Origin of the sequence: Phycicoccus avicenniae (assembly GCF_050496545.1) — a bacterium.
GTDB lineage: Bacteria > Actinomycetota > Actinomycetes > Actinomycetales > Dermatophilaceae > Phycicoccus > Phycicoccus avicenniae_A.
In genome coordinates this window covers 120,300-134,378 of the sequence record NZ_JBNVZV010000003.1, presented here as the reverse complement: position 1 = coordinate 134,378, position 14,079 = coordinate 120,300, and the positions used below count along the sequence as shown (strand labels likewise).

The following is a 14,079-nucleotide window of genomic DNA, read 5'->3' as shown; positions in this document are numbered from 1 at the left end:
TGCGCCGGCACAGGACACACCTGACGAAAGGTCTGACATGAACACCTGGATCAAGCGATCCCTGGGCACCGCTGCCGTCGCCGGCGGCCTGCTCCTCGGTGGCGCCGCGATGGCGTCCGCCGACGAGGGTTCGAGCGCGTCCCAGAACGCGGCCGACTCCTCCTTCTCCTCGCCGATCCGCATCGGCGGCATCGACCTCGGGGCCACGAGCAGCAGCTCGTCGAGCTCCTCGGTCACCGAGACCCGGACCGACCGGGACGGCTCCCAGGAGTCGACGACGCGCGCGTCGAAGGACTCCTCGAAGAACTCGGTCGGGCTCTCGACCGGCGACATCACGGCCGACCCGTCGGCGGCGATCTCGTCCATCACGAAGTCCGCCACCTCGCGCGACTCAGGCTCCGACGAGAGCAGCTCCTCGTCCAGCACGAAGGGCAAGGCCACGGCGAAGGCGCCCGTCTCCATCGGCGGCCTGGGCCTGACCGGCTCGAACGAGCAGGCCTCCACCGACCAGGAGAAGGTCACCCGCACCGACGAGGACGGCGACACCCGCACGTCGGAGTCGGAGTCGGCGAGCGCGTCGAAGACCGGCTACTCCTTCGGCATCGGCAAGCTCACCGCCGACCCGATGGGCACCCTCTCGGGCGCGCGCAGCGACGAGCTGACGCGTGACGACGAGGACGTCACCGGGGCCTCGACCTCCGAGGCCGCGGGCTCGTTCTCCTCGCCGCTGTCCTTCAAGGGCATCACCGGCGCCTTCTCCGACGAGCGCGCCTCGATGGACGCCCGTCGCGACACCGTGACCGACGAGGACGGCACCCGCTCCGAGGCCACCCGTGAGGCCCGCGCCTCGAAGACCGCGGGCGGGTTCGACACCGGCTCCTTCACGGCCGACCCGAAGGGAACCTTCGGCGCCACGCGCTCGGACGTCTTCTCGACGAAGGACCGTGACGAGGCCGCCACCCGCTCGAAGAGCACCTCGGTGTTCGACCTCGCCGCGCCGTACTCGGCCAGCGGTGGCTCGGGCTTCTTCTCCCGTGAGGACGCCTCGGCGACCGAGCGCGAGACCGTGCGCTCCGACGAGGACGGCACCCTGACCCGCACCGAGCGGGACGAGGACGCCAACGCGTTCGGCCAGACCTTCGGGTTCGACCGCAGCGAGGGTGACCTGCTGGGTTCCTTCCGCAGCACCAGCCTCTTCGACGGGGTGTTCGACAACCGCTGACCCCTGGGTCGGCACTGCACCACCCGGACCCGGCCGGCAGCCACCCGGCTGCCGGCCGGGTCCCCGGTGCCCGGGCGCGCTGTGCCGTGATGTGCCGGGCTGGAAGAGTGGTCGCCATGAACGACGCCGAGGTGACCATCGACGGACTGCCCGACCGGTACACGACGACCCGACCGGAGGTCGAGGACGTCCCCGAGGTCGCCGCCCTGCTCGCCGCGCACCAACGGGCCGCCAAGGGCTCCGCGGGTGTCGACCCCGAGGCCGTGATGGTCCAGCTCGCCGGCACCGGGTCGTGGACCCGCCGGCAGGTCCTCGTGCGCGACCCCGACGCCCGCCTCGTCGCGTGGCTCTCGGTGCACGACAGGGCGGCCGGGCGCACGCTCGTCGAGGTCACGGTGGCACCGGACCTCGCCGACGACGAGGCCACGGACCTGGCCGGCCACCTCTTCGCGGCCGGTGAGCGCTACGCCCGCGACATCTCCCGGATGCGGCGGCTGCGCACCACCCTCCTCGACTCCGGCGCCTACGCCGACGACCCCCGCCAGCAGCGCTGGCTCGAGGCGGCCGGCTTCCACCACACCCGGACCTGGCTGCAGATGACCCGCCCCGTCGACCCCGCGGAGGCGAGCAGCCTGCCCGGCCCGCGCGAGGGCGTGCTCGTCCGGCAGGTCGACCGCCACGACGACGGCCTGCCCGTCGCCCAGGACCTCCAGGCCGTCCACCGCGTGCTCGAGGAGTCCTTCCAGGACCACTTCAGCTCCTACCGCGAGAGCTTCCCCGAGTTCGTCATGCGCCTGCGCGAGGACCCCGGCCACCGCTGGGACCACTGGTGGCTCGCGACCGTCGAGACCGAGGACGGCGCGGTCCCCGCCGGGGCGGTCGTCTCGTCGGTCCTGCGCCCGGATGCCGACGGCATCCCCGGCAGCTACGTCGACTACATCGGCGTCCACCGGCGGGCTCGCGGGCGGGGCGTCGCGAAGGCGTTGCTGCACACCGTGATCGCCGATGCCGCGCGTCGCGGCCGCAACCGTGTCGGGCTCGAGGTCGACGCCGACTCACCGACCGGCGCCGATGGCCTCTACACCTCGATGGGCTGGGTCACCGACTACCGGACGCAGTCCTGGCACCAGGACCTCGACCTCTGAACGAGCGGGCCGCCGTGCCTCAGCGGGCGATGTCGACGACGAGCCGGCTGGGGTTCGTGGCCGTCGTGACCTTGAACGGCCGCCGCTCGCCGGTGAGGCCGATGAAGCCCTGCCCGATGCCCTCGAAACCACCCCAGATCGCCTTGGCCTCGGCGACGCCGGTGCCCTTCAGCGTCGCCGGCAGCGGGTCGTCGGGGCTGGGAGCGGACTCGCCGGGGACGTCGAGGGAGCTGACGAGGACCTCGAGCCAGACGTCGCCGGCCACCGTGACGCGGTCCCCCGACCCGTCCGCGACGGGCGCGTCCACGTAGCGCACGGCGTAGTTCGGGACGTCCGGGCCGCTGAACTCGTAGACGACGCGGACGTAGCCGGTGTGCTTCCCGACGCGGCTCTCGAGGCCGATCCCGAGTGCGCCACCGAGCTCGGGCCAGTCCTTGCTCTGCCGGTCGGCGAGCGAGAACCCGGCGAGCGTGGGGCTCGTGCTGGGCGACGGAGTGGACGAGGACGCAGTGGGGGTCGGGGTGGGGCTGGCGGAGGGGGAGGAGGCGGTGGTCGACGGGTCCGGGCCGAGCCCGGGCTCCTCCTTGCCGCTCGTCGTGCAGGCGGCGAGCGCCACGACCGCGAGCGCGGCCGCGAGAACCACCCCCGTCCGCCGCGTGCGGTCGGTCCTGCGTGCCTCGTCCATCGGTGCTCCCTTCACGACCCCATGGTCCCGGACGGGGTGCCACCCGCGTGGGACGTCAGGGGAGGGGCGTGCCGTTCCGGGCCTCAGCGCACCGAGATCCGCGCGCCGTGGCGCGGCACGCTCGTGATGTTCCGGACGCGTGGCTCCTCGGTGCCGACCGTCTCGACGTCGTACTCGACGAGCACCTCGCGCAGCACCGCGACGGCCTCCATCAGCGAGAAGCCGGCACCGATGCACCGGCGCACCCCGCCGCCGAAAGGAATCCAGGTGTTCGGGGCGGGCTGACCACCGAGGAAGCGCTCGGGGCGGAACGCCGCGGGGTCCTCGTGGCTCTCGGCGCGGGAGTGGGCGAGGAGGATGGAGGCGGCCACGGTCGTGCCCGAGGGCAGGTCGACGCCGGCGAGCGTCGTCGGGGCCGTGAGCACCCGGACGACCATCGGGATGACGGGGTGCAGGCGCATCGACTCCTTGACCAGCGCCTCGAGCCGGTCCTCGTCGCCGGTGCGGGCGGCATCGCGGGCCCAGGCGCGCAGGTCGGGGTCGCGGCCCACCTCGTACAGGGTCCAGGCCAAGGCGGTCGCGGTCGTCTCGTGACCCGCGAGCAGGAGGGTGACCAGCTGGTCGCGCAGCTCGGCGTCGGTGAGGCGGTCACCGCCGTCGTCGACGCGGATGAGCCGGGTGAGCACGTCGGTGCGCTCGTCGAGGTCGTGGCCGGCCCGACGCTCGGCGATCTCCTCGTACACGAGCGCGTCGAGGGCTGCGGTCCGCTGGGCCGCCCTGCGCCACATGCCGACCGAGCGCAGCCGCGGGACGAGCGACCCGAGGAAGACGAGCGGGCTGACCTCGACCAGCTCGCGCACGAGGGGGCGCAGACGGGCCAGCCGGGTCTCGTCGGTGACGCCGAAGACGACGCGGAGGATGACCTCGAGGGTCAGCGCGTTCATCCGCTCCAGGGCGGGGAACGGCACGCCCGGGCGCCAGGCGCCGACCTCGGTCTTGGCCAGCCCCGTCACGAGGTCGGCGTACCCGCGCAGCGCGCGCCCCGAGAAGGCCGGGGTGAGCAGGGCGCGGGAGCGGCGGTGCTCGGCCCCGTCGACCAGCAGCAGGGAGTGCTCGCCCATGACCGGGGCGAGGATGGAGTTGGCCTCGCCGGCGTGGAAGACGTCGGGGTCGCCGGCGAAGATCTCACGCACCGCGGAGGGGTCGGCGAAGAGGACGACGGTGCGAGGGCTGGGGACGAGCCGCACGGTGATGACGTCCCCGTACCGGCGGTGCAGCCACGGCACGAAGCGGTGCCGCATCCGCATCATCCCGATGCTCTGGACCAGGCGGGGGAGGCGCGGGCCCGGGGGCAGGGCGGTCGTGCGGTGCATCCCGTCCTCCTTCCGGTCCCTCGAGCCTAGCCGCGCGGGCCGCTGGACCACGCCGTCTCGACCTCCCGCAGCACCTGGGCCGCCTGGCGGCGTCCGGCGCGGGCGGCGTCGGCCCGCCGGGCGGGGTCGAGCACGTTCTTCCCGATGGCGGCCAGCGCGCGGGCGTCGGGGGCGACGACGGCGGTGCTGCGGGCGCCGGTCCTCGCCAGCTGCGCCTCGATCGAGGAGGCCTTCGTCAGCGAGCGGGGGAGCGGGGCGATGACGACGACCGGGTCGCAGCCCTCGGCGACGTCGGCGTTGGTGGTCGAGCGGACGCCCCCGTCGACGTAGTGCCGGTCGCCGACGGCGACGGGGGGCCAGACCATCGGGACGGCGCAGCTGGCGGCGACGGCGTGGACGAGGTCGACGCCGCCGTCACGGTCGAGGACGACGAACTCGCCCGTGCGCGCGTCGACGGCCGTGATGCGCAGGTCGGCGGAAGGCCAGTGCTCCCACGGCACGCGGTGCCGGATGACGGCCACCCGCTCGGCGCCGTCGCCGGGGTGCGCGCGCAGGGCCTTGCGCCCGACCCGGGCGCGCTTCTGGTGCGCGCTGCCCGGTCGCACCACAGCGGGTAGGAGGCGCAGCATCGTCCACCGGGACAGGGTGGCGCCGATCTCCCCCTCGGGCGGGGCGAGCTGCGCGTCGTAGAGCTCGGCGAGCGGTGTGCCGGAACGGATCTGGGCGCCGGCCACCGACCCTGCGGAGGTGCCCACGACGAGGTCGGCCGTCGTGAGGTCGACACCCGCCTCGGCGAGGCCGTGCAGGAGCCCGAGCTCCCACGCGATGCCGGTAATGCCGCCACCGCCGAGGACGAGTGCGCTGCGGGTCATCGCCCCACCGTAGGTGCCGGGGGCCGGCGGGGTCGCCGGACGTACCCTGACGTCATGGGTCGACGGGTGGCGCTCGCGCTCGGCGCCGGTGGTGCACGCGGGTACGCGCACATCGGCGCCCTCCAGGTCATCGAGGAATGCGGCTACGAGGTCGTGGCCGTCGCCGGGACGTCGATGGGGGCGCTCGTCGGCGGGCTCCACGCGGCGGGCCGGCTCGATGCCTACACCGAGTGGGTGACGGGCCTGACCCAGTACGACGTCTGGCGGCTGCTCGACATGAACCTCGGTGGGGGAGGGGCGATCCGGGCCGAGCGCATCTTCTCCAAGGTCGGTGACATCCTCGGTGGCGCGCTCATCGAGGACTGCGCCATCCCCTTCACGGCGGTGGCCACGGACCTCAACCACCGGCGCGAGGTCTGGTTCCAGCGCGGGCCGGTGGCGACGGCCATCCGCGCCTCGGTGGCCATCCCGAGCCTGGTGACGCCGATCGTGGTCGACGGCCGGCTGCTCGTGGACGGTGGCCTGATGAACCCGGTGCCCATCGAGCCGACCGCAGCCGTGATGTCCGACCTCACGGTGGCGGTCAGCCTCCAGGCGGGGCACAGCCAGGGCATGCCGGTGGCGCCGGTGCGCACGCCGGGGCCGATCGCCGGGTCGGTGCGCTCGTTGACCCACCGCGTCAGCGCGCTGATGGGCGGCGGCTCGCACGCCTCGACGGAGGCGCCGGACGCGGCCTCGGGCGAGGAGGTCGAGCCGGTGACGGAGGGGGCGTCACCGGCGTCGGTGGCCGCGCCCGGGTACGCGCCCGCACCGAAGGACCTCGCATCGACCGAGATCTTCAACCGGTCCTTCGACACGATGGCGGCGCTCATCACCCGCTACCGGATGGCGAGCAACCCGCCGGACGTCCTCGTCTCGGTGCCCTCGGACGCCTGCCGCACGATGGACTTCCACCGCGCGAGCGAGATGATCGCCCTCGGCCGCGAGCTGACCGCCACGGCCCTGGACGACGCCGGCTACTGACGGCGCGCGGGCACCCTCACTGCGGGTCGACGCGGGGCGAGGCGCCCTGCAGCTCGTCGATGAGCTCGGAGGCGCGGGCCTTGGTGAGGCCCTCGGGCACCTCGCGGCCGGCCTCGCGGGCGAGGGTGGACAGGTAGCTCAGCTGGGGCCCGGTGGCGGGCTCGTCGCCGGTGGCCCACTCCTCGGTGGGCTTGGCGGCGTCCTGCGGGTCGGGGGTCTGCTCGGGCATCGGGGTCTGGTCGCTCATCCGGCCACGCTAGGCGGGAGCACCGACAACGTGGTCGCGCGCGTCTCGTTAGCGTGGTCGGCGTGCAGCCCTCCCTGAAGTACGCGGTGGTCGAGCGCGAGCGCCGGTTCCTCGTCGCGGGCGTCCCCGACGGCGACGTCGAGCGACGCGAGATCACCGACCGCTATCTCATCGGGACGCGCCTGCGGCTGCGCGAGGTGCGTTCGCCCGACGGGAGCGTGACCCGCAAGCTCGGGCACAAGGTGCGGCTCGGCGACGACGCGTCCGCCGTGGCGTGCACGAACCTCTACCTCGACGAGGCCGAGTGGACGCTGCTCGCCGACCTCCCGGCCCGGGTGCTGCGCAAGACCCGCCACCTCGTGCGACGGGACGGCCGGCTCGTCGCGGTCGACGAGCACGAGGACGGCACGCTCGTCGCCGAGGTCGACGACGGGGACTCCCCGCCCGCCCCGCTCCCCCCGTGGCTCGAGGTCCTCCGGGACGTGTCGCACGACGAGGCCTGGACCGGGGTCGCCCTGGCGCGCTGACCGGGGTGGGTCCCTGCCGGGTCGAGGTGGAGCCGGCCCCTGTGACGGTGCGGTATCACCTCGACCGGTCACGGGCGGCCCGAGCGGCGTCGAGGTCCGCACGGGTCAGGACCGACCGGGTGGCCACGTCGACGTCGAGCAGCGGACCGCCGTCGAGACCGCTGCGGTCGATCGCGCAGACCGCCGTGCCCACCCTGGCGCCTAGGCCGCGCAGGGCGAGCGTCGCCTCGCGGGCCGCGCCGCCGGTCGTGAGAACGTCCTCGACGAGCGTGATCACCGCACCGTCGACGTCGGCGCCCTCGACGAGGCGGCGCGTGCCGTACTCCTTGGCCTGCTTGCGCACGAAGACCACCGGCAGCCCGGTGAGCGACGAGACGACCGTCGCTATGGGGACACCACCGAGCTCGAGCCCGCCGAGCACGCCGGTGCCGGGGGGCAGGAGCGGCACCATCGCCTCGGCGACCGCCCGCAGGAGGGCGGGGTCGGACTCGAAGCGGTACTTGTCGAAGTACTCGGTCGCGGTGGCTCCCGAGCGCAGCGTGAACGAGCCGGTCAGCCGGCACGTGGCGTCGATCCGGGCGGCGAGCTGGAGGGGGTCCACGGCGTCCAGCATGCCCGGGCGGGAGGGCGGCCGCGCGACGGCGGGGAGTGATCGCGACCCTCGAGATCGGGCACCACGCAGACGAAGGAGCGCCCCGGTCTGCGTGTCTCCCTCTCTCTCGACGTGCCGCCTGCGCAGCGGCTCAGGCCGGTGGGCCCTCCCAGGGGTAGCCCGCCCCGACGAACGCCTCACGGACGGCGGCCTGGTCGCCCTCGACGTCGTCCCGGAACAGGACCCGCCCGCCGGCGGACTCGATGACGACCTTCGAGCCGCGTCGGTGCACCCCGTCCACCGCCTCGCGGGGGATGACCCGCTCGACCGAGCCGCGGCGCTCGACCCGGACCTCCTGCGGCCCGACGTGCAGCACCGCGGTGTTGGTGAGGACCCACGCCGCGAACGCCAGGCCCAGCACGAGGCCGATGAGCGGCCGCCCCCACACCAGCCACGAGCCGTCGAACGAGGCGAGCCAGCGCACCGGGCCGCCGAAGGGCACCCAGCCGTTGTCGGCCGCGAACCCCGCGAGCCAGGGCAGCAGCAGCCCGAGCGCCAGGCCCACCCCACCGAAGAGCGTGACCACGAACGTGCGTCCCGCCGTGTCGAAGCCCCCGATGCGCCGGGTCGGGTCCGCGTCGTCGTTCCCCATGCCCGTCGAGGCTACGGGAGCGCGGGCCCACGGGCCGGGGAGGCGGGCGTACGGTCCGAGGATGAGCATCCGCCTCGGCTACCAGATCCCGAACTTCAGCTACCCGGGCGGCGACCCGGCGCGCATCGTCCCCACCGTGGTGCAGCAGGCGCGGGAGGCCGACGCCGCCGGTGTCGACGCCGTGCTCGTGATGGACCACTTCTACCAGCTGCCGGGCATCGGCGACCCGGACCAGCCGATGCTCGAGGCCTACACCCTCCTCGGGGCGCTCGCCACGGCCACCGAGCGGGTGCAGCTCTCGACGCTCGTCACCGGCAACACCTACCGCAACCCCACGCTGCTCGCGAAGGTGGTCACCACCCTCGACCTCGTGAGCGGTGGGCGCGCCGTCCTCGGCATCGGCGCGGGATGGTTCGAGCTCGAGCACCAGCAGCTCGGCTTCGAGTTCGGCACCTTCACGGACCGGTTCAACCGGCTCGACGAGGCGCTGCGGATCATCGAGCCGATGCTGCGCGGCCAGCGCCCCACGGTCTCCGGCGACTGGTACCGCACCGAGGGCGCGATGAACGAGCCCCGGCTGCGCGACGACCTGCCCATCCTCATCGGCGGTGGGGGAGAACGGAAGACGTTCAAGTTCGCCGCCCGGCACGCCGCGCACCTCAACCTCATCTGCAACGCGTCCGACATCCCGCAGAAGCTGGAGGCGCTCGAGGCCCGCTGCGCGGAGGAGGGCCGCGACCGCTCCACGCTGGAGACGAGCTACCTCGCCTTCGTGATGATGGACGAGGACGGCGACGCCGCCCGTGCGATGCACCGCGACTTCCTCGGGTCGCGCGGGGTCGACCTCGACGCGATGGACGACGACCAGCGCCGCGTGGCCACCGACCGGCAGTTCGTCGGCACCCCCGACGAGGTCGCGGGCCAGCTGAAGGAGCGGGTGCTCGACCGCGGGGTCGACGGGCTGGTCGTCAACATGGTCGCCAACGGCCACGTGCCCGGCGCGGTGACGATGATGGCCGACGCGCTCGCCCCGCTGGTCCCCCGGGCCTGACACAATCCATGCGCGGGGGGCGTTCCGAACACCCGCGCAGGGGCCGCGTCGCGCACGTGGCGCGACCCTGACGGGCATCGTCGCCGGTCGGTGCCCGAAGCCGTCCGCAGGGGACCGTCATGCAGCACCGCACTCCGTCCGTCGTCTTCTCCACCCGCGCGCTCCTCGTCCTCGCCGCCGCCGTCGGCCTCGGGGCCACGGCCGTCGCGCCGGCCGCGGCGAGCGCCCCGGCGTCCGCCGGCACCGCCGCGATGGGTACCGCCTGGGTCCGCGCCGCCCACCTCGTGCCGGGCCTGGGGACGATGTCGATCTCCCTGGTGCCCTTCGCGGGCAGCACCCCGGGCGAGGTCACGAAGCCCGGTGTCCCCGCCGCCCCGCTCCAGGGCGAGGGCCGCGTCCTGGCCCCCGCGGCGGACTTCGGGAGCGCCGGTGACTACCGCCAGGTGCCCGAGGGCCTCTACAACGTGGAGGTCCGCCCGATCGGGGCCGCCGCAGACACCCCCCCACTCCTGACCGGGACGGTCGACGCCGTCGCCGACCGGGCCTACACGGCGGCCGTCCTCGGCCCGACGTCGTCGCCGCAGGTGCAGGTGCTCACCGACGACCTGCGGCCGCCGGAGCCGGGCACGGCCAGGGTCCGGCTGCTCGCCGCGGCGACCGGCGCCGCGACGGTCACCGTGCGGGCGCAGGACGGCCCGACGGTCGCCGAGGACGCCGCCTTCGGCCGGCTCACCGCGTACGCCGTGGTCCCGGACGGCCGCTGGACCCTTGATGTCACCACGACGGCCACCGGCACGGGGACCACGACCGGCGGCACCGCCCGCGGCACGGTCGACGTCGCGAGCGGCGGTGTGTACACGCTCCTGGTGGTCGACGCCGCCGGCGGTGGCGTGCGGCTGTTGCCGCTGGTGGATGCCCAGGGCGTCCCCACCGCGCCGAAGAAGGGGGTGCAGACCGGCCTCGGCGGGGCCGCCGAGCGCCCGGCCGACCCCGCGCTCGGCGGCGGACTGGCCCTCGCGGGGGCCGGTGCCACGGTGCTCGTGGCCCTCGGTGCCCGCCGTCGGGTGGCGGCCCGGTCCGTCGGTCGGGTGCTCGGGCGGGCCGACTGACCGCACCCGAGCCGCCCTGTCGGTGGCCGCGGCGAGGATGGCGGGGTGCCCGAGGGCGACAGCGTGCACCGGCTCGCGCGGCGGCTCGACGCCCGCCTCGCGGGTCGTCGCGTCGTGCGCTCCGATCTGCGCCACCCGCGGCTGGTGGGGGCCGACCTCGCCGGTCGGCACGTCATCGGGCACGACACCCACGGGAAGCACCTGCTCACCCGGTTCTCCGCCGCCGACCGGTCGGGTGGGTCCGCCGGGTCCGACGAGGCGCCGCCGCTCACCCTGCACAGCCACCTGCGGATGGACGGCGAGTGGACCGTCACCCGGCCCGGGCGCCGGCTGCCGGCCCGACTCGGGCACGAGGTGCGGCTCGTCCTCGCCCTCGACGACGGCGCCACGGTGTGGGGGCTGCGCCTGCACGACCTGGCCCTGGTCCCCACCCGCGACGAGCGGCGCCTCCTCGCCCACCTCGGCCCGGACCCGTTGCGTGAGGACTGGGATGCCGCGGAGGCGGCCCGCCGGCTACTCGCCGACCCGGCCGTCCCGCTGGCCGCCGCCCTGCTCGACCAGCGGCGGGTCGCCGGCTTCGGCAACCTCTGGGCCAACGAGCTCTGCTTCCTCGCCGGGGTGAGCCCGTGGACCCCGGTCGGGGAGGTCGACGTCCCCGCCCTCCTCGAGCGCGGTGCCGCGATGCTGCGCCGCTCGGCCACCGTGCCCGGGGCGCACCAGGTGACCACGGGCTCGCGGCGCCGGGGCAACGAGCACTGGGTGACCGGCAGGGTCCGGCAGGGGTGCCTGCGCTGCGGCGGACCGGTCCGCGTGGCGGCCGAGGTCCCAGGGGATCCGGCCCGGCGCAGGACGTGGTGGTGCCCCGCGTGCCAGCCCGGCCCCGGCCCCACGGACGGTCGCTAGCAGGCGGGAACATCCGGCACCCACCAAGAGTTGAGTTGGGTGAACGCAAGGTTGGCGATCCTGGTTTGCGCAGGTGCGAACCGTCGTCCTACCGTGAGTCCCAAGCACTCAACCCCGTGACACCACAGCAAGGAGAACCCGGACATGGCCCGTGCAGTCGGCATCGACCTCGGCACCACGAACAGCGCCGTCGCCGTCCTCGAGGGCGGCGAGCCCACCATCATCGCGAACGCCGAGGGCGGTCGCACCACCCCGTCGGTCGTCGCCTTCTCCAAGGGCGGTGAGGTCCTCGTCGGCGAGATCGCCAAGCGCCAGGCCGTCACCAACGCCGACCGCACCATCCGGTCCGCCAAGCGCCACATGGGCACGGACTGGAAGACCGACGACATCGACGGCAAGGCGTACACCGCCCAGGAGATCAGCGCCCGCATCCTCCAGAAGCTCAAGCGCGACGCCGAGTCCTACCTCGGCGAGCCCGTCACCGACGCCGTCATCACCGTCCCGGCGTACTTCGACGACCACGAGCGCCAGGCCACCAAGGAGGCCGGCGAGATCGCGGGCCTGAACGTGCTGCGCATCGTCAACGAGCCCACCGCCGCGGCGCTGGCCTACGGCCTGGACAAGGGCAAGGAGGACGAGCTCATCCTCGTCTTCGACCTCGGTGGCGGCACCTTCGACGTCTCGCTCCTCGAGGTCGGCAAGGACCCCGAGGACGGCTTCTCGACCATCCAGGTCCGCTCCACCAGCGGTGACAACAAGCTCGGCGGCGACGACTGGGACGAGCGCGTCGTCTCGCACCTGCTCACCACGGTGAAGAACACCAGCGGTGTCGACCTGTCCAAGGACAAGATCGCGATGCAGCGCCTGCGCGACGCCGCCGAGCAGGCCAAGAAGGAGCTCTCGTCGGCCAGCTCGACGAGCATCTCCCTCCAGTACCTCTCGATGTCCGAGAACGGCCCGATCCACCTCGACGAGACGCTGACCCGCGCCCAGTTCGAGCAGATGACCAAGGACCTCCTCGACCGCACCAAGCAGCCGTTCCAGAACGTCATCAAGGACGCCGGCATCTCGGTCTCCGACATCGACCACGTGGTCCTCGTCGGCGGCTCGACCCGCATGCCGGCCGTCAGCGCCCTCGTCAAGGAGCTGACCGGCGGCAAGGAGCCCAACAAGGGCGTCAACCCGGACGAGGTCGTCGCGCTCGGCGCGTCGCTCCAGGCCGGTGTCCTCAAGGGCGAGCGCAAGGACGTCCTGCTCATCGACGTCACGCCGCTCAGCCTCGGCATCGAGACCAAGGGCGGGCTGTTCACCAAGCTCATCGAGCGCAACACCGCCATCCCGACCAAGCGCAGCGAGGTCTTCTCGACGGCCGAGGACAACCAGCCGTCGGTGCTCATCCAGGTCTTCCAGGGCGAGCGCGAGATCGCGCAGCAGAACAAGCCGCTCGGCACCTTCGAGCTCTCCGGCATCGCGCCGGCGCCGCGCGGCGTGCCGCAGGTCGAGGTCACCTTCGACATCGACGCCAACGGCATCGTCAACGTCTCGGCGAAGGACCGGGGCACCGGCAAGGAGCAGAAGATCACCATCTCCGGCGGCTCCGCGCTGTCGAAGGAGGAGATCGAGCGGATGGTCAAGGACGCCGAGGCGCACGCCGAGGAGGACAAGGCCCGCCGTGCCGAGACCGAGACGCGCAACATGGGCGAGTCCCTCGTCTTCTCCACCGAGAAGTTCCTCTCCGAGTCCGGTGACAAGGTCGCCGACGAGCACCGCGCGCCGGTCGACACCGCGCTCGCCGAGCTCAAGGACGCCATCAAGGCCGACAGCGGCGCCTCCACCGAGGACATCCAGGCCAAGATCGACCAGCTCAACAAGGTCTCCCAGGAGATGGGCGCCGCCGTCTACGCCGCGGCCGCCGAGCAGGGCGAGTCGGGCGACGTGCCCGGCGCCGAGGCCAGCGACGGCGGCCAGCCGGCCACCGACGCGGGTGACGACGACGTCGTCGACGCCGAGGTCGTCGAGGACGACGAGGAGAAGAAGTGACCGACTCCTCGAGCGACGACTCGGTGAACACCGAGGCCGTCAACGACGAGCCGCAGCACCACGGCGAGGAGGTGGCCCCGGGGCAGTCCGGGGCCACCGCCCCCGGTGGCGTCCCGGCGGGCGAGCCCGCCGAGGCCCCGGCCGGCGCCGAGAACCCCTCTGCCGCAGGGGAGGACGTCCACCCGGACACCGTCCTCGCGGCCGAACGGCTCGGTGACCTGCAGCGGCTCCAGGCCGAGTACGTCAACTACAAGCGGCGGGTCGACCGCGACCGCGCCGTCGTGCAGGAGCGCGCGGTCCGCGACGTCCTCGAGTCGGTGCTGCCGGTCCTCGACGACATCCACGCCGCGCGAGAGCACGGCGACCTCGAGGGCGGGCCCTTCGCGGCCATCGCCGACAAGCTGGAGTCGACCCTCGGGCGCTACGGCCTCGAGCGCTTCGGCGCCAAGGGCGAGGCCTTCGACCCGCAGCAGCACGAGGCCCTGATGCACGCGCCGTGGCCGGCCGACGACGCCGAGCTGCCGGGCGACGCGTCGGGCACGACCGTCGTCACCGTGCTCCAGCCCGGCTACCGTGCCGGTGAGCAGGTCCTGCGGCCCGCTCGCGTCGCGGTCGCCGACCCCGACTGACCCGACCCA

Annotated in this window: 15 protein-coding genes; 9 read left to right on the top strand and 6 right to left on the bottom strand. The window is 73.9% G+C overall.

From position 1 onward, the window contains the following. Nucleotides 1-37 precede the first annotated feature (37 nt). Nucleotides 38-1,222: a hypothetical protein gene (locus ACQZ2A_RS03855; protein ID WP_430207296.1), complete on the top strand. Its 1,185-nt coding sequence runs from the start codon at nt 38-40 to the stop codon at nt 1,220-1,222. A 116-nt stretch (nt 1,223-1,338) separates the two neighbouring features. Beyond that, on the top strand, nt 1,339-2,367 hold the full coding sequence (locus ACQZ2A_RS03850; protein WP_430207294.1) for a GNAT family N-acetyltransferase: 1,029 nt from the start codon (nt 1,339-1,341) through the stop codon (nt 2,365-2,367). A gap of 19 nt (nt 2,368-2,386) precedes the next feature. Here the strand turns inward: ACQZ2A_RS03850 and ACQZ2A_RS03845 are convergent, their stop codons facing one another. From ACQZ2A_RS03845 to ACQZ2A_RS03835, 3 genes are all read right to left on the bottom strand, one after another. Further along, the gene (locus ACQZ2A_RS03845; RefSeq protein ID WP_430207293.1) at nt 2,387-3,067 is read right to left on the bottom strand and encodes an AMIN-like domain-containing (lipo)protein; all 681 of its coding nucleotides are present in this window, start codon (nt 3,065-3,067) and stop codon (nt 2,387-2,389) included. 68 nt (nt 3,068-3,135) lie between these two features. Next, on the bottom strand, nt 3,136-4,425 hold the full coding sequence (locus ACQZ2A_RS03840) for a cytochrome P450 (RefSeq protein WP_430207292.1): 1,290 nt from the start codon (nt 4,423-4,425) through the stop codon (nt 3,136-3,138). A 26-nt stretch (nt 4,426-4,451) separates the two neighbouring features. Then, entirely contained in the window at nt 4,452-5,297 is an 846-nt protein-coding gene (locus ACQZ2A_RS03835; RefSeq protein WP_430207290.1) for a patatin-like phospholipase family protein, read from the bottom strand. Nucleotides 5,298-5,351: 54 nt separating this feature from the next. Between ACQZ2A_RS03835 and ACQZ2A_RS03830 the strand changes: the two genes are divergently transcribed. After that, entirely contained in the window at nt 5,352-6,320 is a 969-nt protein-coding gene (locus ACQZ2A_RS03830) for a patatin-like phospholipase family protein (RefSeq protein ID WP_430207288.1), read from the top strand. A gap of 16 nt (nt 6,321-6,336) precedes the next feature. Here ACQZ2A_RS03830 and ACQZ2A_RS03825 read toward each other — a convergent pair whose 3' ends face one another. Continuing rightward, nucleotides 6,337-6,567, bottom strand: coding sequence for a DUF3072 domain-containing protein (locus ACQZ2A_RS03825; protein ID WP_430207287.1), 231 nt, complete (start codon nt 6,565-6,567; stop codon nt 6,337-6,339). Nucleotides 6,568-6,629: 62 nt separating this feature from the next. Here ACQZ2A_RS03825 and ACQZ2A_RS03820 point away from each other — a divergent pair, with 62 nt between their 5' ends. After that, nucleotides 6,630-7,094: a hypothetical protein gene (locus ACQZ2A_RS03820; protein WP_430207286.1), complete on the top strand. Its 465-nt coding sequence runs from the start codon at nt 6,630-6,632 to the stop codon at nt 7,092-7,094. 55 nt (nt 7,095-7,149) lie between these two features. Here ACQZ2A_RS03820 and ACQZ2A_RS03815 read toward each other — a convergent pair whose 3' ends face one another. Continuing rightward, nucleotides 7,150-7,695 carry an orotate phosphoribosyltransferase gene (locus ACQZ2A_RS03815; protein ID WP_430207285.1) on the bottom strand — a complete coding sequence of 182 codons (546 nt, stop codon included), beginning with the start codon at nt 7,693-7,695 and terminating at the stop codon, nt 7,150-7,152. 142 nt (nt 7,696-7,837) lie between these two features. Beyond that, nucleotides 7,838-8,338, bottom strand: coding sequence for a YqeB family protein (locus tag ACQZ2A_RS03810; RefSeq protein ID WP_430207284.1), 501 nt, complete (start codon nt 8,336-8,338; stop codon nt 7,838-7,840). A gap of 61 nt (nt 8,339-8,399) precedes the next feature. Here ACQZ2A_RS03810 and ACQZ2A_RS03805 point away from each other — a divergent pair, with 61 nt between their 5' ends. From ACQZ2A_RS03805 to grpE, 5 genes are all read left to right on the top strand, one after another. Beyond that, complete coding sequence (locus tag ACQZ2A_RS03805; protein ID WP_430207282.1) at nt 8,400-9,389, top strand: LLM class F420-dependent oxidoreductase; 990 nt, start codon at nt 8,400-8,402, stop codon at nt 9,387-9,389. A 119-nt stretch (nt 9,390-9,508) separates the two neighbouring features. After that, nucleotides 9,509-10,498: a DUF4397 domain-containing protein gene (locus ACQZ2A_RS03800; protein ID WP_430207280.1), complete on the top strand. Its 990-nt coding sequence runs from the start codon at nt 9,509-9,511 to the stop codon at nt 10,496-10,498. 45 nt (nt 10,499-10,543) lie between these two features. After that, complete coding sequence (locus ACQZ2A_RS03795) at nt 10,544-11,401, top strand: DNA-formamidopyrimidine glycosylase family protein (RefSeq protein WP_430207278.1); 858 nt, start codon at nt 10,544-10,546, stop codon at nt 11,399-11,401. A gap of 144 nt (nt 11,402-11,545) precedes the next feature. Next, nucleotides 11,546-13,441: a molecular chaperone DnaK gene (gene dnaK / locus ACQZ2A_RS03790; RefSeq protein ID WP_430207277.1), complete on the top strand. Its 1,896-nt coding sequence runs from the start codon at nt 11,546-11,548 to the stop codon at nt 13,439-13,441. Next, nucleotides 13,438-14,070 carry a nucleotide exchange factor GrpE gene (gene grpE / locus ACQZ2A_RS03785; protein ID WP_430207276.1) on the top strand — a complete coding sequence of 211 codons (633 nt, stop codon included), beginning with the start codon at nt 13,438-13,440 and terminating at the stop codon, nt 14,068-14,070. Before dnaK ends, grpE begins: the two co-directional genes overlap by 4 nt. Nucleotides 14,071-14,079: the final 9 nt, after the last annotated feature.